Source organism: Polycladomyces zharkentensis (genome assembly GCF_016938855.1).
Taxonomy (GTDB): domain Bacteria; phylum Bacillota; class Bacilli; order Thermoactinomycetales; family JIR-001; genus Polycladomyces; species Polycladomyces zharkentensis.
Map to the genome: position 1 here is coordinate 20733 of NZ_JAFHAP010000015.1, position 17650 is coordinate 38382.

The 17650-nt window shown below is 53.5% G+C and carries 16 protein-coding genes; 12 read left to right on the forward strand and 4 right to left on the reverse strand.

The features are described from left to right. Positions 1–143: 143 nt before the first annotated feature. Positions 144–1553 carry a glycoside hydrolase family 32 protein gene (locus tag JQC72_RS14590; RefSeq protein ID WP_419179877.1) on the forward strand — a complete coding sequence of 470 codons (1410 nt, stop codon included), beginning with the start codon at positions 144–146 and terminating at the stop codon, positions 1551–1553. Between the two features lie 243 nt (positions 1554–1796). Next, positions 1797–3236 (forward strand): glycoside hydrolase family 32 protein, encoded by a 1440-nt coding sequence (locus JQC72_RS14595; RefSeq protein WP_335342481.1) that lies wholly within the window; start codon positions 1797–1799, stop codon positions 3234–3236. Positions 3237–3518: 282 nt separating this feature from the next. On the opposite strand, the gene udk is transcribed toward JQC72_RS14595, so the two are convergent. Continuing rightward, positions 3519–4139, reverse strand: coding sequence for a uridine kinase (gene udk / locus JQC72_RS14600; RefSeq protein WP_205496910.1), 621 nt, complete (start codon positions 4137–4139; stop codon positions 3519–3521). Positions 4140–4354: 215 nt separating this feature from the next. Between udk and JQC72_RS14605 the strand changes: the two genes are divergently transcribed. The 4 genes from JQC72_RS14605 to JQC72_RS14620 are packed head-to-tail and all read left to right on the forward strand — an operon-like array spanning position 4355 to position 7949. Beyond that, entirely contained in the window at positions 4355–5116 is a 762-nt protein-coding gene (locus JQC72_RS14605) for a DeoR/GlpR family DNA-binding transcription regulator (protein WP_205496912.1), read from the forward strand. Positions 5117–5151: 35 nt separating this feature from the next. Further along, positions 5152–6099, forward strand: a complete 948-nt coding sequence (gene pfkB / locus JQC72_RS14610; protein ID WP_205496914.1) for a 1-phosphofructokinase — start codon at positions 5152–5154, stop codon at positions 6097–6099. Between the two features lie 16 nt (positions 6100–6115). After that, positions 6116–7498, forward strand: coding sequence for a fructose-specific PTS transporter subunit EIIC (locus JQC72_RS14615; RefSeq protein WP_205496916.1), 1383 nt, complete (start codon positions 6116–6118; stop codon positions 7496–7498). 1 nt (position 7499) lies between these two features. Then, a complete protein-coding gene (locus JQC72_RS14620) occupies positions 7500–7949 on the forward strand; it encodes a PTS sugar transporter subunit IIA (RefSeq protein WP_205496918.1) in 450 nt (149 codons plus the stop codon). Positions 7950–7989: 40 nt separating this feature from the next. On the opposite strand, the gene pckA is transcribed toward JQC72_RS14620, so the two are convergent. Beyond that, positions 7990–9564: a phosphoenolpyruvate carboxykinase (ATP) gene (gene pckA, locus JQC72_RS14625; RefSeq protein ID WP_205496920.1), complete on the reverse strand. Its 1575-nt coding sequence runs from the start codon at positions 9562–9564 to the stop codon at positions 7990–7992. Between the two features lie 258 nt (positions 9565–9822). Between pckA and JQC72_RS14630 the strand changes: the two genes are divergently transcribed. Further along, positions 9823–10200 (forward strand): S1 RNA-binding domain-containing protein, encoded by a 378-nt coding sequence (locus tag JQC72_RS14630; protein ID WP_205496922.1) that lies wholly within the window; start codon positions 9823–9825, stop codon positions 10198–10200. A gap of 246 nt (positions 10201–10446) precedes the next feature. Beyond that, a complete protein-coding gene (locus JQC72_RS14635; protein ID WP_205496924.1) occupies positions 10447–11487 on the forward strand; it encodes a sporulation protein in 1041 nt (346 codons plus the stop codon). A 26-nt stretch (positions 11488–11513) separates the two neighbouring features. Here JQC72_RS14635 and mnmM read toward each other — a convergent pair whose 3' ends face one another. After that, positions 11514–12095 (reverse strand): tRNA 5-(aminomethyl)-2-thiouridylate-methyltransferase MnmM, encoded by a 582-nt coding sequence (mnmM, locus tag JQC72_RS14640; protein WP_205496926.1) that lies wholly within the window; start codon positions 12093–12095, stop codon positions 11514–11516. After that, positions 12092–13090 (reverse strand): tRNA modification radical SAM protein MnmL/YtqA, encoded by a 999-nt coding sequence (gene mnmL, locus JQC72_RS14645; protein WP_419179878.1) that lies wholly within the window; start codon positions 13088–13090, stop codon positions 12092–12094. Before mnmL ends, mnmM begins: the two co-directional genes overlap by 4 nt. A gap of 266 nt (positions 13091–13356) precedes the next feature. Between mnmL and JQC72_RS14650 the strand changes: the two genes are divergently transcribed. The 4 genes from JQC72_RS14650 to JQC72_RS14665 all read left to right on the forward strand — a co-directional run bounded on the left by JQC72_RS14650 (position 13357) and on the right by JQC72_RS14665 (position 17562). Continuing rightward, positions 13357–13791, forward strand: a complete 435-nt coding sequence (locus JQC72_RS14650) for a ferritin-like domain-containing protein (RefSeq protein WP_205496930.1) — start codon at positions 13357–13359, stop codon at positions 13789–13791. Between the two features lie 415 nt (positions 13792–14206). Then, entirely contained in the window at positions 14207–15289 is a 1083-nt protein-coding gene (pdhA, locus tag JQC72_RS14655) for a pyruvate dehydrogenase (acetyl-transferring) E1 component subunit alpha (protein ID WP_205496932.1), read from the forward strand. Then, positions 15289–16269: an alpha-ketoacid dehydrogenase subunit beta gene (locus JQC72_RS14660; protein WP_205496934.1), complete on the forward strand. Its 981-nt coding sequence runs from the start codon at positions 15289–15291 to the stop codon at positions 16267–16269. Before pdhA ends, JQC72_RS14660 begins: the two co-directional genes overlap by 1 nt. Before the next feature lie 24 nt (positions 16270–16293). Continuing rightward, a complete protein-coding gene (locus JQC72_RS14665; protein WP_205496935.1) occupies positions 16294–17562 on the forward strand; it encodes a dihydrolipoamide acetyltransferase family protein in 1269 nt (422 codons plus the stop codon). Positions 17563–17650 lie beyond the last annotated feature (88 nt).

Consider the following 17650-nt stretch of genomic DNA (forward strand, 5'->3'; position numbering starts at 1 on the left):
AAGGGTCAATTCTCCTATCTTTTTTGATGGAAAGTTATTGCGGGAAGAGAATATGGGTTGGAAGGAGAGGGACGGTGCTTCAAGAAACAAAATATCGAACGATTTACCAAGCGAGAAAAGGAGAACTGCAATCTTTACGGCGTATGGCAAAAGACGATCCGTGGAAACCCATTTATCACATCCATCCACCCTATGGGTTGATGAATGACCCGAATGGATTGTCTTATTTTAACGGGTACTATCATGTGTTTTACCAATGGTATCCGTTTGGTGCCATTCATGGGATGAAACATTGGGCCCATGTGAGATCAAAAGACCTCGTCCATTGGGAACGAATGCCGGTCGCGCTGGTGCCGACGGAATGGTATGAATCGCATGGGGCTTTTTCCGGTACGGCGCTGGAAAAGGACGGGCAATTGCACCTCTACTACACGGGAAATGTGAAGTTTGATGAAGCGAACCGTTCTGCTAACCAGTGTTTGGCGATCATGGACCCAGCGTTCCGGATTCACAAATATAAGCGCAATCCCTTGATCAAAGGAACGCCAAAAGGGTATACCGGTCATGTGCGGGACCCCAAAGTGTTTAAAAAAGACGGGCTCTTTTACATGTTTCTTGGTGCGCAACGAAACGATTTGACCGGAACCTTGCTGGTGTATGAGTCGCAAGATGCCATTGGTTGGGAGTTCAAAGGGGAACTGCAAGTGGAGGGATGGTCGAAAGGGCGTATGTGGGAATGTCCCGATTTCTTCTGGTTGAACGGGAAAGATGTGTTGATTTTATCGCTCCAAGGCGTGGAGAAAAACGAGCACAACTACCACAACGTTTACAATGTCATCTATTTGGTGGGGGAGTTGGACCTGGCACGCCTCTCATTTAAGGTCGATTATTGCCGAGAGCTGGACAAAGGCTTTGATTTTTACGCCCCGCAAACGTTTGCCGATCCGCAAGGAAGAAGAGTCCTGTTTGCGTGGGCGGGCTCCGGTGAAGTCGCGTATCCGACGGACCCGCATGGGTGGGCCCATTGCCTCACACTTCCGCGGGAATTGATACTGGATGGAACCAAGCTCAAACAGAAGCCGATCGGTGAATTGGTGCGGTTGAGGGAGCAGGGTTTGACGGTGGCGGGACAGTTGGAAAAAGGAGAAAAAGCGGTCATAAACGGGGATGATGCGTTCGAGTTGAACGTCCGATTCACGGAGATTGCGGCAGACCGCTTTGGCATTCGGTTTTGTCAGTCGGACCGTGAAGAGGTGACCTTGCTGTTTGACAAGCGGAAAGCGGTTGTCACTCTTGACCGGAGCCAATGTGCGCACCGTTTCGGGGAACAGTTTGGGACTGTACGAAGCGAAGAGCTTCCGATCGGAGATGATGTGTCCGTACGTATCTTTGTCGACAGGAGTGTGGTGGAGATTTTTTTGCAAGATGGAGAAGTCGCTTTTACTTCCCGTGTCTTTCCATTGGGAGAGTCGAGGGGGATTACGCTTTTTGCCGACGGGAAACTGGATTTCCATGTCGAAAAATACGCCTTGGCCCGGGGAATTGACGGCTGACAAAAGGAATGGGAGTGAAAGGTTGTGATAGGATGGATACAGTATGACATGGGATCACAATTATCAGACATATAACTGGTGAACTTGGTTTCGAAAGAGAAGAGTCAATAATAATCACAAAAAATTGCTATCATTAAATTGATAAATGGGGTGAGAGTAATGGGAACAAGACGGGCATTAATGTCGATTCTTCTCGTTACGGCACTTTTATTATCCTGGACATCAAGTGAGGTCAAAGCGGACGTGAAAAATGAAACCGGTTACCAAGAGGCATACCGACCACAGTATCACTTTTCTCCTCCGAAAAACTGGATGAACGATCCCAACGGACTGGTTTACTACAAAGGCGAATACCACTTGTTCTATCAGTACAACCCTTACGGCAATCAATGGGGACATATGAGTTGGGGACATGCAGTCAGCAAGGATCTGATCCGTTGGCGGCACCTTCCCGTGGCGTTGAAAGAAGACGACCTGGGTATGATCTTCTCAGGAAGTGTCGTGGTGGACAAACATGACACAAGCGGTTTTTTTGGTGGGAAATCCGGTTTGGTCGCCATCTACACCAGCGCGGGAGAGAGCCAGCAGCAAAGTATTGCGTATAGTAAAGACGACGGCCGGACATGGCATAAGTATAAAGGAAACCCTGTGATCCCAAACCCGGGATTGAAAGATTTCCGTGACCCAAAGGTGTTTTGGGACGATCAAACAGGGAAATGGGTGATGGTGCTTGCAGCCGGTGACCGGGTCATGTTTTATTCATCCACCAATTTGCGGAACTGGTCATACATGAGTCAATTCGGCGCCGATCAGGGGGCGCACGGCGGAGTATGGGAGTGTCCCGAACTGTTTCAACTTCCGGTGGAAGGGCACCCCGGAGAGAAGAAGTGGGTCTTGCAGGTGGACATCAATCCGGGTGGAATCGCGGGTGGATCCGGTGGCCAATATTTTGTCGGGGAGTTTGACGGAAAGAAGTTTACAACCCAACAAAAGGGGATCAAGTGGGTGGACTTCGGGAAAGACTTCTATGCCACGCAGACATGGAGCAACACACCTGGACGCTTGATTTGGGTGGCTTGGATGAACAACTGGCAATATGCTCAGGATATTCCGACCTCTCCTTGGCGTGGTGCCATGTCTTTCCCAAGGGAATTGTCCCTGAAAAAAGTAAACGGAGAGTATGTGTTGGTGCAAAAGCCTGTTCAGGAGATCAACAAGTTGAGGGAAGATACGCGAGTCTGGAACAACCGGATCATCACGCCGGGAACCGAGCTGCTGCCCGTCCGGGGGGAGACCTTGGAGATAGAGGCTGAATTCCAGTTGGATACTGCGGATGAGTTTGGTTTGATCGTACGCAAAGGCACGAAAGAAAAAACGATTATCGGCTATAATGTGGGGAACCAAACCCTCTTCGTCGACCGAACCCAATCCGGTCGAACCGATTTCAGCAAAGATTTCCCCGTTGTAACCAAAGCCCAAATGAAGCCAAAAAACCGTGTGATCCAACTTCATATTCTCGTGGATCGATCCTCAGTCGAGGTGTTCGGAAATCATGGTGAAACCGTACTGACGAATCAGATTTTCCCCGACCTTAAAAGCCAAGGGTTGGAATTGTATGCCCGAGGTGGAAATGTGAAACTCCAAACTCTCCGGATCCATCGACTGAAATCGGCTTGGCAATGATGGATGAAACCATCAAGGTTTCGGGGGATCGTTTCTCTGGCCGATACGGCTCTTTATGCTGCCGAGGTACTTCGCCAGCTTTTTCAGGCACCCTTATGGGTGCCTTTTTAAGATGGGGAATAAAGGAAATATAGAGACTCTATGCTCCACACAAGCGGTCAAACCACTCGCGATTTTGAGCGGGTCCGAATTCCCGTTAAGTGTGGAGCTTCAGACGGGAAATCGAAACCCGCAGACTCGTTCATTGCAAAAGGGACCGGGTTTGTTTGGGGATGTTTCTGTTCATTGGTCCTGCAAATAGGTGCGAATCTGGTTCACCAACAGATTGATGGCGACCTGGTTGTATCCGCCTTCGGGGATGATCAGGTCGGCGTAGCGTTTGCTGGGTTCGATAAATTGCAGATGCATCGGACGAACGACGGTGAGGTATTGATGGATGACGGATTCCAGCGTGCGTCCACGCTCTTTGATGTCCCGTTCCATTCGGCGGAGAATCCGAACATCGGCGTCGGTGTCGACAAACACCTTGATATCCATCAGTTCGCGTAACCGTTCATCCTCCAAAATCAAAATGCCTTCCAAAATAATGACGTCCTTGGGTTCCAGGTACACGGTTTCTTCGGAACGGGTGTGTAATTTGTAGTCGTAGACGGGTTTGTGAATGGGTTCGTAGTTCAGCAGCTTTTTCAGATGCTCGATCAACAAATCGTTGTCAAACGCGAGCGGATGGTCGTAGTTGGTTTTCATCCGTTCTTCGAGGGGAAGATGAGACTGATCCCGGTAGTACGCATCCTGTTCGATCATCACGACCGAATCGGCAAATTGCTCGTACAGTTTGCGCGCGATCGTCGTTTTGCCGGAGCCGCTTCCACCGGCCACTCCGATGACAACAGGTCGCTTCATATTCGCATACCCTTCCTAGATCCATATTCCGCAACACACAAACCTCCGCTGATGATAGCAGGTTACGTACCTTTTTTCAAGATGGCGGCAGCCGGGGACCGACGGGATGGGCCGAATTACCATAAAAAAATTGATTGAAAAAAAGGAATAAAATCATATATAATCATTAGTGATCACAAACGATCGTAAATGATCGATCGCAAATGAGGGTTATCATGTTCACAGAAGAACGACAAATGCAAATCCTGTCCCATTTGCATGAGCACAAGCGCGCATCCGTTTCCGAACTGTGTAAGCGCTTCGGTGTCTCTCCCGCAACGATCCGACGGGATCTGAAGGAGCTTGAAGACGCGGGTCTGCTCAAACGCACCCATGGCGGCGCCATTTCGTTGGAACACGTGGGATTTGAACCCTCCTTTCAGGAAAAGGAGGACCAGTACCGCGAGGAAAAACGGCGCATCGCCATCAGAGCCGCGAGCATGATTCGCGAAGGAGAAACCGTGCTGTTGGACGCCGGAACGACCACTTGGGCGCTGGCAAGGGAGTTGACCCCATTTCAGCAATTGACGGTCGTGACGAATTCGGTATTCGTAATACGGGAGCTGGCTGGTCATTCCTCCATCGAGCTTCTCTGCGTGGGCGGGACGGTTCGCGGCACGACACAGTCCATGGTCGGCCCCGTAGCGGAGCAGACGTTGGAAACGATCCGGGTGGACAAAGCGTTCATCGGCACCAACGGGGTGGACCCGGATGCGGGACTGACCACACCCCATCTGTTGGAAGCCCAGGTGAAAAAGGCGATGATTCGTTCGGCAAAACAGGTGGTGTTGCTGAGCGATTCCGACAAAGCGGGGAAAGTGAGCTTTGCCCAATTTGCCCCCGTGGAAGCGGTGGATGTGTGGATCACGGACACGGGAGTGCCGGAGGCGTTGGCGGAACGGATACGGGAAAAAGGCGTGCATGTGATCAAGGTGTGATCAGAAAACGAAACGTTGCCAAAGGAGCCGTTGTCATGTGCGAAGTGCTGACCGTAACCTGCAACCCGGCGATTGATCAGACTGTGGAAGTGGCTGTGATGCGGCCCGGTGAGGTGAACAGAGGGAAAAAGGTCAGGATGGATCCGGGCGGCAAAGGTATCAATGTGGCACGTGTGCTCAAGGGCTGGCAAACAGATGTGATGGCGACCGGGTGGATCGGGACGGCCAATGGAGATTTTGTCGTCAATGCCTTGGATCGTATGGGTATTTTGCATCAGTTTGTTCCGGTCGATGCCATTACTCGTATCAATTGCAAAATCGCCGAGACGGAGCCGCAACGGATGACCGAGCTGAACGCACCGGGTTTTCAGGTTCATGCCAAAGATGTAGACGCTTTCATCGGTTTGTTCGAGCGTCTCTTGGATCAAGCAAAGGTGGTGGTGTTGTCGGGAAGTTTGCCGACCGGTGCCCCGAATGAGTTATATCGTGAATGCATCAAAATGGCAAGGAGCAAAAATGTAAAGGCTTTCTTGGATGCTGAGGGTATGCCGTTCAGGATGGGTGTGGATGCAATTCCCTTTGCGGTGAAACCGAATCGGCGCGAGTTGGAAGGGTATGTCGGTGCGCCGTTGGACACGGAGCAGAAAGTGTTGGAAGCGGGCCGTCGTTTGCTGGACATCGGGATTCGTTGGGTAGCGGTGTCCGATGGTGCCAACGGCGCGTGGTTGATGACGGAAACGAAAACGATTCGTACCATTCCTCCGCGCATTGAAGCCAAAAGCCCTGTCGGATCGGGCGATTCGATGATGGCGGCGCTGGTCTGGGGATGGCTGCAAGGAAAAAGTGAAGAAGAAGTGGCGCGGTTTGCGACGGCGGCCGGAACGGTTACCGCCGCTCACGCCGGAACCGAGTTGTGCGGTTGGGAGGAAACCGTCGCCATGAGTCAACAGATACATCTGGAGCGGGTATCGTTCAGCGGATGAAAGGAGGAGAACAAGTATGAAACGATTGGTTGCCGTCACCGGATGTCCGACCGGGATCGCTCATACGTTTATGGCTGCGGAGGCATTGCAACAGGCGGCCGAGCAACACGGCGTTTCGCTCAAGGTGGAGACGCGCGGTGCGACGGGAGTGGAAAACCGGCTGACCGAGGAAGAGATTCAGGAGGCCCACGCCGTGATCATTTCGGCGGACGTGGATGTGGAAGAAGAACGATTCGCAGGGAAACCGGTGGTGCGCGTTCCGCTCGGGGAAGCAATCAAAAAGGCAAATGACGTGATCGAGCGGGCCCTGGCCCAATCCCCGGAGGAAGCGGAAGCCCGACCCACCCCGAAAAAGGAAGCGAGCAAAAAGGAGGCCCCACGGACAGGGCCGTACCGCCACCTGATGAACGGCGTGTCGTTTATGATTCCGCTGGTGGTGGCAGGCGGGCTGATGATCGCATTGTCGTTCTTGTTTGGAATCAAAGCGTTTGAACAAAAGGGTACGTTGGCAGCCGCGCTGATGGACATCGGCGGAGGCACCGCCTTTGCCCTGATGGTACCGGTGTTGGCCGGTTACATCGCGTACTCGATTGCTGACAAAGCAGGTCTGGCACCGGGATTGATCGGCGGGATGCTGGCATCCAAACTGGGGGCCGGTTTTCTCGGCGGGATCGTGGCCGGATTTATGGCGGGATATTTGTCACAGGGGATCAAAACCTTGTTGCCTCTCCCCAAGACACTGGAACGGTTGAAGCCCATCGTCATCATTCCGTTTCTCTCATCCTTGATCGTCGGGTTGTTGATGATCTACGTGATTGGTGCCCCGATCAAAAGCATCATGACTGCCATGACCGCATGGCTGCAATCGCTGGGTACCGCCAATGCCGTTTGGCTGGGTCTTGTGCTTGGCGCGATGATGGCGTTTGACATGGGTGGTCCCGTCAACAAGGCCGCATACACGTTCAGCGTCGGCCTGCTGGGATCACAGGTGTACGGACCGATGGCGGCGACGATGGCCGCGGGTATGGTGCCCCCGTTGGGGTTGTGGTTGGCCACATTGATCGCCAAACGCAAGTTTAGTGAAGAAGAGCGGGAAGCGGGCAAAGCAGCCGGTATCCTGGGCCTTTCCTTTATCACTGAAGGTGCCATCCCGTTTGCGGCGGCTGACCCGATTCGCGTGATCCCATCGTTGATGATCGGTTCCGCTGTGACAGGGGCGTTGTCAATGGTGTGGGGATGCGCACTCCGGGCGCCGCATGGCGGCGTGTTCGTCCTGGCCATCCCGCATGCGGTGGAACGGTTGGGCTACTATGTGTTGGCCATCGCCATTGGAACGGTGGTGACGGCGTTGCTGGTGACATGGTTGAAGCGCAAGCCGACAGAGCAAGGAGGAAACTGAATTGGATCTCAAAACAGTGATCAAACCTGACAGCATGGTGTTGTCTTTGGAAGCGTCTACACGGGAAGAAGCAATCCGGCAATTGTCCGAACGTCTGCAACAACAGGGTATGATCACCGACGTCGAGGGTTATCTGCAGGATGTGGAGCAGCGGGAGAAGCTGGGCTCTACGGCGATCGGATTCGATGTTGCCATTCCCCACGCCAAATCCGCATCCGTTACACAGCCGGCGGTGGCATTTGCCCGATTGTCCGAGTCGATTTACTGGGATGCCGATAAAGAGGAGACGGTGCGACTCGTCTTTCTGATCGCCGTCCCCCGTGAACAGGCGGGCAACGAACATCTGCAAATCCTGGCCGCGTTATCACGAAAATTGATGCATGCCGAGGTTCGGAATCGTCTGATGCAAGCCGAGACAAAAGAAGAGATTCTTGACGCATTGGCGTCATGAGGTGAACAGGACCGCCCGTAAGAAAGGGCGGTCCTGTTTTTCACTCAATGGTCGGCCCCGCGGTGCGGATCGACTCGGGTACATCCTTGAACCGGTTGAAATTCTCCTGAAACCGCAACACCAGCTCACGGGCTTTCCGATCGTAGGCTTCGGGATCGGACCAAGTGTTGCGTGGTTTCAGGATGTCGCTCGGAACGTCCGGACATGTATCCGGCACCGCTACATGGAAGAAGGGGTCGGTGCTGAAAGTGCTCTCTTCCAGGCGACCGTCGATGGCCGCCCGTACCATGGTCCGCGTGTAGGTGAGGCTCATCCGTTTCCCCACGCCGTACGGACCGCCGGTCCAACCGGTGTTGACCAGATAGACGCGAACATGGTGCCGGATGATTTTTTCTCCCAACATCTCCGCGTACTCCCGGGCGGGCCGTGGAAGGAAAGGAGCGCCGAAACAAGCGGAGAATGTCGCTTCCGGTTCGGTGACGCCGCGTTCGGTGCCGGCCAGTTTGCTGGTGTAACCCGACAGGAAATGATACATCGCTTGTTCCGGGGTTAACCTGGAGATGGGCGGTAACACACCAAACGCATCCGCCGTCAAAAACAAAATCACATTCGGATGACCGGCGATGCCAGGAATCACCGCGTTCGGGATGTGATCAACCGGATAAGCGGCACGGGTATTTTCCGTCAATGAACCATCATCATAGTCCGGACGGCGGTTTTCGTCCAATACCACGTTTTCCAACACCGAACCGAACCGGATCGCGTTCCAGATTTGCGGTTCTTTTTTCTGGGAAAGTCCGATGCATTTGGCGTAACAACCGCCTTCGATATTGAAGATGCCCTTGTCCGACCAGCCGTGCTCATCATCTCCGATCAGGCGGCGCGCCGGATCGGCGGACAATGTGGTCTTTCCTGTTCCCGAAAGTCCGAAGAAGAGGGCGACGTCCCCTTGATGCCCCACGTTGGCTGAGCAGTGCATGGGGAGGACACCTCGCTCCGGCAACAGATAATTCATGACGCTGAAGACGGACTTTTTCATTTCCCCGGCATATCGGGTGCCGCCGATCAACACGACCCGATGTTCAAAACTGATGATGATGAAGGTCTCCGAACGCGTCCCGTCCCGTTCGGGAACTGCTTGGAATCCGGGTACCGAGATGACGGTGAATGAAGGAGTGTGATCGGATAATTCCTTTTCTGCAGGACGAATGAACAACTGACGGGCAAAGAGGTTGTGCCATGCATATTCTGTGATGACACGAATGGGAAGACGGTGGGAGGGGTCGGCTCCTGCATAGCCGTCAAACACGAATACTTCCCTGTTGCGCAGATATTCCCGCACACGTGCATACAAGCGTTCAAACACTTCCCGTTTCATCGGTTGATTGACCGCCCCCCAGTCGATGTGGTCAGAGACAGCAGGCTCATCCACAATGTATTTGTCCTTGGGCGATCGGCCGGTGTACTTGCCCGTTGTTGCCAGCAGTGCACCGTTTTCAGTCAATACGGCTTCTTTTCGCATGATCGCCTGTTCAATCAATGCCGCCACCGGCAATTGACGGTGAACGGTTCCGTTCAGATTCAATACGCTCCCCTCTTGAACACCGATTTGCATCGTCAAAAATCCTTCCTTCCTGAATAATCTGTTCTGATTGCACGATGGTCGCCTAAAAAAGTATAGCATATTAACCGGAAAAAGGTGAATGAAATTGCAAGGAAAACGGCAAACGTGTTATCCTTATTATACAAAGGAATGCATCAGTGGGAACGGTGCGTGGGAATACATTCAATACATTGGGTAGATTAACCATTGACTTGCGCACAAATAAATGGTATTTTCGTACAGAATGAATATCATTTCGGGAGTGTTTGAATGAGCCAGGTAACGGAAGGATCCGTCGTCAGCGGAGAAGTAGTTGCAATTAAACCTTTCGGGGCATTCGTCAAATTGGAGTCTGGAGAGACGGGTCTGGTGCACATTTCGCAAATCTCCACGAAGTATGTGGAAAAAGTAGAGGACGAATTGCAGGTGGGCGATACGGTCAAAGCCAAAGTGCTTTCGGTCGACCCATCCGGGAAAATTTCCCTTTCGATTAAAGCGCTCAGCGATGACCGCCCCAACCGTGGTGACCGGCGCGGCTCCGGACGTCGCAATGGCCCCACCGATTTTGAAGACATGATGAAAAAGTGGCTCAAAAGTAGTGAGGAACGGCTCAGTGCTTTGGCCGCCAAACAAAAAAGAGGTCGCTGATCCAAGCGATACGTCTTCAGACAAAAACATCTTCCCAAACGGGAGATGTTTTTTTATGACAGTACAAGGAAATATATACCATGCTTGTGCGGATGAAATCGTTTCGATCGGCAAGCGGGGGTTCGTACATACCGTTTCGCGTGACCTTCTCTCTTGATGTGACGGTCGATCTGTTTGCTTGTTTCGGGAGGAACGTCCAGCTTTCATTGGTGTACAATCACGACAGAAGCATATGGGAGGATGGTCATGATGTGGAAATATTTGCTGGCCAAGCTGGGGCACGGTTCCGCCCGTGTTGATCTGGTGCTGGAAAAAGACTGCTATGCGCTTGGTGATGAGGTGCGTGGGCGGTTGATCATCCACGGGGGAGAGGTGGAGCAGAAAATCAACGGCATCAATGTGGATCTCGTATTGCACCTGTGGGCGAACCAACGTCAGCATACCCGTCGGGTGACGCGGATTCCGTTTCCCACATCATTTATAATCGGGGTGCGTGAGGTGAAAGAGTATCCGTTCACTTTCCGCCTGCCGTATAACCTCCCTCTGTCCGGTCACGGAATTTCCTACGTGTTTCACACCACTTTGGACATTGCGCAAGGGGTGGACTCATCGGACAGCGATCCCATCCAAGTGGTGCCTCCCGCCAGGTTGGCCTGTTTGCTCCAAGCGTTTGCTGAGCTGGGGTTCCGTGAAAAACACGGTTCCCGTTCGTTCAACGGGTATGTACAGGAGTTTGCGTTCTTTCCGACCGCATTTTTGCATGATCGGGTCAAGGAAGTTGAATTTACGGCTGCCGTTGACGATCACGGCATTCGATTGTGGTTGGAAGTGGAATGTCACAGCTACGGTCACGGGCGGGAGATTCGCCGGGAATGGTATGTAACCAACGAAGTGTTGGATCAACCGTCCCTGTTGACCCAACAATTGCGTCATACATTGGAAGAAATGGCGGCAACCGGCGTTGCGGGTCATCACATGGGACAGTACACGCACGGGCACGGGTTCCCATCCGGACACGGATGGCATGGACACGGTACCTATGCACATACACCTCACGGATGGCACGGTCACCACGGGCATTTCAGCGGTGGCATCGGTGGATTTGCCGCAGGCATGCTTGGCGGTATGGTGGCCGGTGAATTGTTGGAGGAGGCGATGGAGAGCATCACTGACAATGACAGTGGCATTGCTGATTGGGTGAATCAAGTGGAGGATCAAGTGGAAGATTGGGTCGATGATGCGGGAAATTTCTTGGACGACATCGGCGATTTCTTCGGTGACGATTGATCGTGGTATGTAAAAAGGCCGCCCTGTCAGGCGGCCGTTTTTCGTTTTTCCACCAATACCAGCGAAGGTGCCTGTTTCCGGTTGAGCAGTTGATAATGCATTACCTGAAACGCCTTGGGGGAAAGAGATTGAGCCCATTGCAACACGTGTTCCGCTTCTTCTTGTCCGCCGGGGTGTCCGGTGTACAAAACGACGGAAAGAACACCTCCGGGAGCCAACCAGACGGTTGACGTCTCCAACGCGGGAAGTGTGGTTTCCGGTCGGGTGATGATGGCAGGATCGCCATGCGGCAAATATCCCAGGTTGAACATCACGGCTTGCAGTTTCCCGCGAGTCTCATCCGGTAAATACCGATCCATCTCATGGTGTCCGGCGTGAAACAGCGAGACGCGATCGGCAATCCCCCGTTCGCTCAGACGCTGTTTCGTGCGGCAGAGCGCCTCCTGCTGGATGTCGAACGCATACACTTTCCCCGCCGAACCGACGCATTCCGCCAAAAACAGTGTATCGTGCCCGTTGCCGGCAGTGGCATCGACGGCAATCCCACCTTCGCCAACCGCTTGCCTGACCAATGCATGGGAAAAAGAAAGGACGGCGGGGACGATCATCTCCCTCCCCCGCTTCTCACCAACCCTGAACGCGGGGCTGAGAACCGTTTCCCTTGCCAGGAATTCCGGCGTTTCAGCTCATCATCGATGGCGTTGAGCACTTCCCACTTCTTCAAGCTCCACAACGGTCCGATCAAAAGGTCGGGCGGTCCGTCCCCGGTCAACCGGTGGATGATCATGTCCGGCGGAAGGATTTCCAGCGTGTCCACCACCAATTTCACGTACGTTTCCTTGTCCAGGAAGCGAAGCAGACCGGCTTCATACTGTTTTACCATCGGCGTGTTTTTGAGCAAGTGCAACAGATGGATTTTGATGCCCTGAATATCCATCTCCGCACATGCTTTTGCCGTTTCCATCATCATTTCTTCCGTTTCACCGGGAAGGCCGTAAATGATGTGGGCGCACGTGCGGATATTGTGACGGCGCAGTTTTTCCACACCGTCCAGAAAACATTGGAAATCGTGCCCCCGATTGACCAGGCGCGAGGTCTCTTCGTGGATGGTTTGCAGGCCCAGCTCCACCCAAAGATACGTACGTTCATTCAGCTCGGCCAACAGCTCCACCACGTCGTCCGGCAAACAGTCAGGGCGTGTGGCGATGGCCAACCCCACCACCCCTTCCTGTTCCAATGCCGTCTCGTACATCGGCCGCAACACGTCGACCGGTGCATACGTGTTGCTGAAGGCCTGGAAATAAGCCAGGTATTTGGCTTGGGGCCATTTCCGGTGCATGCGTTCCTTCACTTCTTCAAATTGTTGCACGAGGCTGTCTCGCCGATTGCCTGCGAAATCACCGGAACCGCGGGCGCTGCAGAACGTACATCCGCCCGTCGCTACAGTACCGTCCCGGTTGGGACAGGTAAAACCGCCGTCGAGCGGCACTTTGAATACCTTTTCACCAAAGGTTTGGCGCAGATGATAGTTCCAGCTGTTATATCGTTTGTCTCCCCACATCAGCGGGGTTTCTCCGGATTGTATCGTTTCCATTGTGATCATCTCCACTTGTTCGGGCACCTTTTTCCCTTTCATTTGCACGCCAACGGAGCTTCAAATATACTCACCGGGAAAAGATCCCCCTCATTGAACGCGATGAATCAACAGATACGTTTGAACATCTGCCCACTATTATACAACATTTGTGCGGGATTGATCGAAAACCCATACTCCCGTCATCATTTTAAGGTGGAGTCATGTTTTATTTTTCATGAAATGGGTACATTGATACCGTGAGAAACATTTAAAGGAAAAAGGAGTTCATTTTGATGGATAGGGATCGTCAAGTATTGATCGACGGATTGAATGAAGATTTGGCGTATGAATATGGCGCGGTGATCCAATACACGCACAATGCGGCGGCGGTATCCGGTCTGAGCCGTCCGGTGCTGAAACCCTTTTTCGAATCGGAAGCGCAGGACGAACTGGGACACGCCATCTATTTGGCCGAAAAAATCGTGGCGTTGGGTGGCACGCCTGTCGTGGAACCAAAAGAGGTAAAACGGATGCAGAATGTGCGGGAAATGATCCAGCATGCATTGGATGCCGAGAAGGCGACCATTGCCCGATATACGGAACGGATCTCGCAGGCGGAGAAAGTGGGCGAGATCGGTTTGAAAATCCAGCTGGAAGACATGATCGCCGATGAGACGAAACACAAAGAGGAATTGGAGCGTTTGTTGCAAGATCCCCGTTTGGGATGAGGGATGATGTGCAAGCTTCTCCTGTCCGGAAGAGGACGGGTGATGCAGCGGTGAAAACGCTCTCAAATTGTGATACAACACCCGTCAAATCGGCTCCATAATATATAACAGCATGGATAAGATTATTGATACAGAAGTGTGTGGGAATAATTTCTTTCGCCAAAATGCCAGTTAGATTACTGGCATTTTTCGTGTTGAAGTGTTAGGATATTAGATGGAACACGTCTAGGATATCGATGAAATAATTTGTGATCCTGACGGACGGACTTTCTGATTTCCTTTCAACCTGCGTTCCGATTCAGCCCGGATGCGTCCGGCAGGGAATGCATTTCGGCAGTAATTGGGACGCTATACATTGAACTGTCCATAAGCATCATCATCCCTGAAAACAAGGGCAACCAATGGAGCGAGGTGAATGATCGTGGCAGAACTGAAGCAGGAATTTGAAACGCTTCAGATCCTGAATCCGGACGGCGAGATCAATAAAGGACAAGAGCCGCCGGAATTGTCCGATGAAGAACTGAAAGATCTGTACCGCTGGATGTACGGTCTTCGCGTGTTTGACCAACGCGCCATCAAGTTGAACCGGCAAGGCCGGCTGGGCTTCTATGCTCCCATGGCCGGACAGGAGGCTTGCCAAATCGGTTCCGTGGCCGCACTGAACAAAGACGATTTCTTCTTCCCGAGCTACCGCGACATGGGGGCGGCCATGTACCACGGTCTGCCGATGGAGCAAGTGTTCCTCTATTCTCGCGGACAAAAAGGCAGTGGCCAAATCCCGGAAGGTGTGAACATGTTCCCGCCGCAAATCATCATCGCGGCTCACGTATTGCACGCGGCAGGTGCGGCTTGGGGCTTCAACCTGAAAGGCGAGAAAAAAGTGGCCATCGCGCTGTTCGGTGACGGTGCGACCTCGCAAGGGGACTTCCACGAAGGGCTCAACTTCGCGGCTGTGTACAACGCACCGGCGATCTTCTTCGTGCAAAACAACCACTATGCCATCAGTGTGCCGCTGGAAAAACAAATGAAATCCAAAACCATCGCGCAAAAAGCGGTGGCTTATGATATTCACGGCGTGCGCATCGACGGTAATGACATTTTCGCTGTGTACAAAGCAGTGAAAGAAGCGGCTGACCGCGGGCGCAACGGGGAAGGACCGACCCTGATCGAAGCGGTGACGTACCGTCTCGGACCGCACACCATGGCAGGGGACGATCCGGCCCGTTACCGGAAAAAAGAAGAAGAAACCGATTGGGAAAAACGCGAACCGATTCGTCGCTTCCGCAAATATCTCCAAAACAAAGGTTTGTGGAGCGAAGAATGGGAAAAACAAATCGAACAAGAAATGATGGATCAGATCGCGGAAACCATCAAGAAAGTGGAGAAAATGGACAAAGGTCAGATCACGGATCTGTTTGAGTATGTCTACACCGACATGACGCCGGATCTGAAGAAACAGAAAGAGGCGTACCTGCGCTGGAAGGAGGAGACGAAGTAATGGCCACGATGACGATGATCAAAGCGATCACGGATGCCATGCGCGTGGAGATGGAACGGGATGAGCGCGTATTGGTGATGGGGGAAGACGTCGGGGTCAACGGCGGTGTGTTCCGCGCGACGGAAGGCTTGTACCAACAATTTGGTGAAAACCGGGTGTTTGACACGCCCTTGGCCGAGTCCGGCATTATCGGTACGGCTGTGGCGTTGGCGGCGACCGGGTTCCGTCCGGTGGCGGAAATCCAGTTCTCCGGTTTCGTTTATGAAACGATGGACCAAATCTGTTCGCAAGCGGCCCGGCTTCGTTTCCGTTCCGGCGGGCGCTTCAACGTTCCGCTCGTGATCCGTTCTCCGTACGGCGGGGGCGTAAAAACGCCGGAAATGCACTCTGACAGCCTGGAAGCGTTGTTCGTGCATCAACCGGGTTTGAAAGTGGTCATCCCGAGCACGCCCTATGATGCCAAAGGCCTCCTGATCTCGGCGATGCGCGATCCCGACCCGGTATTGTTCTTCGAGCCGATGCGCCTGTACCGCTCGGTAAAGCAAGAAGTGCCGGAAGGCGAGTACACGGTGCCGATCGGCAAAGCCAACGTGGTGAAAGAAGGCAACGACGTCACCCTGATCGCCTGGGGTGCGATGGTGCCGATGGCGCAGAAAGCGGCCGAACAAGCGGAACAGGAGCGGGGTATCTCCGCCGAAGTGATCGATCTTCGCACCCTGGCTCCGATGGACATGGAGACCATCCTCTCTTCGGTGGAAAAAACGGGACGCGTCGTTGTCGTGCATGAAGCGGTGGGTACCGCCGGCGTCGGTGCGGAAATCATCGCCCGGATCAACGAAGAAGCGATCCTCAGCCTCGAAGCGCCTGTGTTGCGGGTGACCGGATTTGACACGCCGTATCCGATCTCCTCGCTCGAAGACGAATGGTTGCCCTCGGTGGCGCGGATTCGCACGGCAATCGACAAAGTTTTGGATTTCTAATCTGAGAAGGGAGGAACGAGGCCCGTGGCCTACGAATTTAAACTGCCGGACGTGGGTGAAGGCATCCACGAAGGTGAGATCGTCAAGCTGTACGTCAAGGAAGGCGATCAGATCAAGGAAGATGACGTGTTCGCCGAAGTGCAAACCGATAAAGCGGTGGTGGAAATCCCGTCCCCGGTGACCGGGACGGTGAAGGAACTGCGCGTCAAAGAAGGAGAAATCGCCGTGGTCGGCACGGTGATCGCCGTGTTTGAAACCGAAGGCGGTGAAGGTGCACAGCCGGAAGCGGCCAAGGAAGAAAAAGCCGAAGCCAAACCGGAACAGCCCAAACAGGAGCAACCGCAAGCGGCTCCGGCCAAACAGGAAACGCAACCGGCCGGTCCGAAAAAGCGTGTGCTGGCCATGCCGTCTGTCCGCAAATTGGCCCGTGAATTGGGTGTGGACATCACCCAAGTAAACGGAACCGGTCCGAATGGACGGATCACCGCCGAAGACGTGCGCAAAGCGGCGGAAGGTCCGCAAGCCGAAGCGCAACCGGCGGCCGAAGAAAAACAAGCGGCAGCTCCGGTGCAAGCGGCTCCGGTGGCGGGTACGGAAGAACGTATACCGCTGCGTGGTCTGCGCAAAACGATCGCCAAGCGGATGGTGGAAAGCAAGTTTACTGCCCCGCACGTGACGATCATGAACGAAATCGACGCCGGCGAGCTGGTGGAACTGCGCAAATGGGCGAAACAAGCTGCGGCCGAGCGCGGCATCAAGTTGACCTACCTGCCGTTCATCATCAAAGCTTTAATTGCGGCCCTGCGCGAGTTCCCGACGTTGAACGCGTCGATCGATATGGAGAAGGAAGAGATCGTCATCAAGCACTACTACCACATGGGCATTGCGACCGCGACCGACGATGGTCTCATCGTGCCGGTGGTCAAAAACGCGGACCAAAAATCAATCTTCGAACTGGCCCAGGAAATCGCCGACCTGGTGGAGCGGACCCGTTCGCGCAAAGCGGCGCCGGACGAGTTGAAAGGCAGCACGTTTACCATCACCAACATCGGTTCCTTCGGTGGCCAGTTCTTCACACCGATCATCAACTATCCGGAAGTGGCCATTTTGGGCGTTGGTACCATCACGGAAAAACCGGTGGCGCGTAACGGCGAAGTGGTCATCCGTCCGATGATGGCCATCTCGCTCAGCATTGACCACCGTTTGATTGACGGCGACGTGGCGGCCCGATTCATGAACCGGGTGAAAGAGCTGCTTGAAAACCCGAACCTCTTGATGATGGAGATGAGATAAGATGGTAGTGGGAGATTTCGCAAACGAAGTCGACGTGCTGGTCATCGGCGGCGGTCCCGGCGGCTATGTGGCCGCCATCCGGGCCGCC

Excerpts from the sequence above, each read along its gene's own strand:
- pfkB (WP_205496914.1), top strand. The coding sequence starts at position 5,152 with ATGTGCGAAGTGCTGACCGTAACCTGCAACCCGGCGATTGATCAGACT.
- JQC72_RS14650 (WP_205496930.1), top strand. The coding sequence starts at position 13,357 with ATGGATAGGGATCGTCAAGTATTGATCGACGGATTGAATGAAGATTTG.
- udk (WP_205496910.1), bottom strand. The coding sequence starts at position 4,139 with ATGAAGCGACCTGTTGTCATCGGAGTGGCCGGTGGAAGCGGCTCCGGC.
- mnmL (WP_419179878.1), bottom strand. The coding sequence starts at position 13,090 with ATGATCACAATGGAAACGATACAATCCGGAGAAACCCCGCTGATGTGG.
- pdhA (WP_205496932.1), top strand. The coding sequence starts at position 14,207 with ATGATCGTGGCAGAACTGAAGCAGGAATTTGAAACGCTTCAGATCCTG.
- JQC72_RS14630 (WP_205496922.1), top strand. The coding sequence starts at position 9,823 with ATGAGCCAGGTAACGGAAGGATCCGTCGTCAGCGGAGAAGTAGTTGCA.
- JQC72_RS14635 (WP_205496924.1), top strand. The coding sequence starts at position 10,447 with ATGATGTGGAAATATTTGCTGGCCAAGCTGGGGCACGGTTCCGCCCGT.
- JQC72_RS14605 (WP_205496912.1), top strand. The coding sequence starts at position 4,355 with ATGTTCACAGAAGAACGACAAATGCAAATCCTGTCCCATTTGCATGAG.
- JQC72_RS14660 (WP_205496934.1), top strand. The coding sequence starts at position 15,289 with ATGGCCACGATGACGATGATCAAAGCGATCACGGATGCCATGCGCGTG.
- JQC72_RS14590 (WP_419179877.1), top strand. The coding sequence starts at position 144 with ATGGCAAAAGACGATCCGTGGAAACCCATTTATCACATCCATCCACCC.
- mnmM (WP_205496926.1), bottom strand. The coding sequence starts at position 12,095 with ATGATCGTCCCCGCCGTCCTTTCTTTTTCCCATGCATTGGTCAGGCAA.
- JQC72_RS14615 (WP_205496916.1), top strand. The coding sequence starts at position 6,116 with ATGAAACGATTGGTTGCCGTCACCGGATGTCCGACCGGGATCGCTCAT.
- pckA (WP_205496920.1), bottom strand. The coding sequence starts at position 9,564 with ATGCAAATCGGTGTTCAAGAGGGGAGCGTATTGAATCTGAACGGAACC.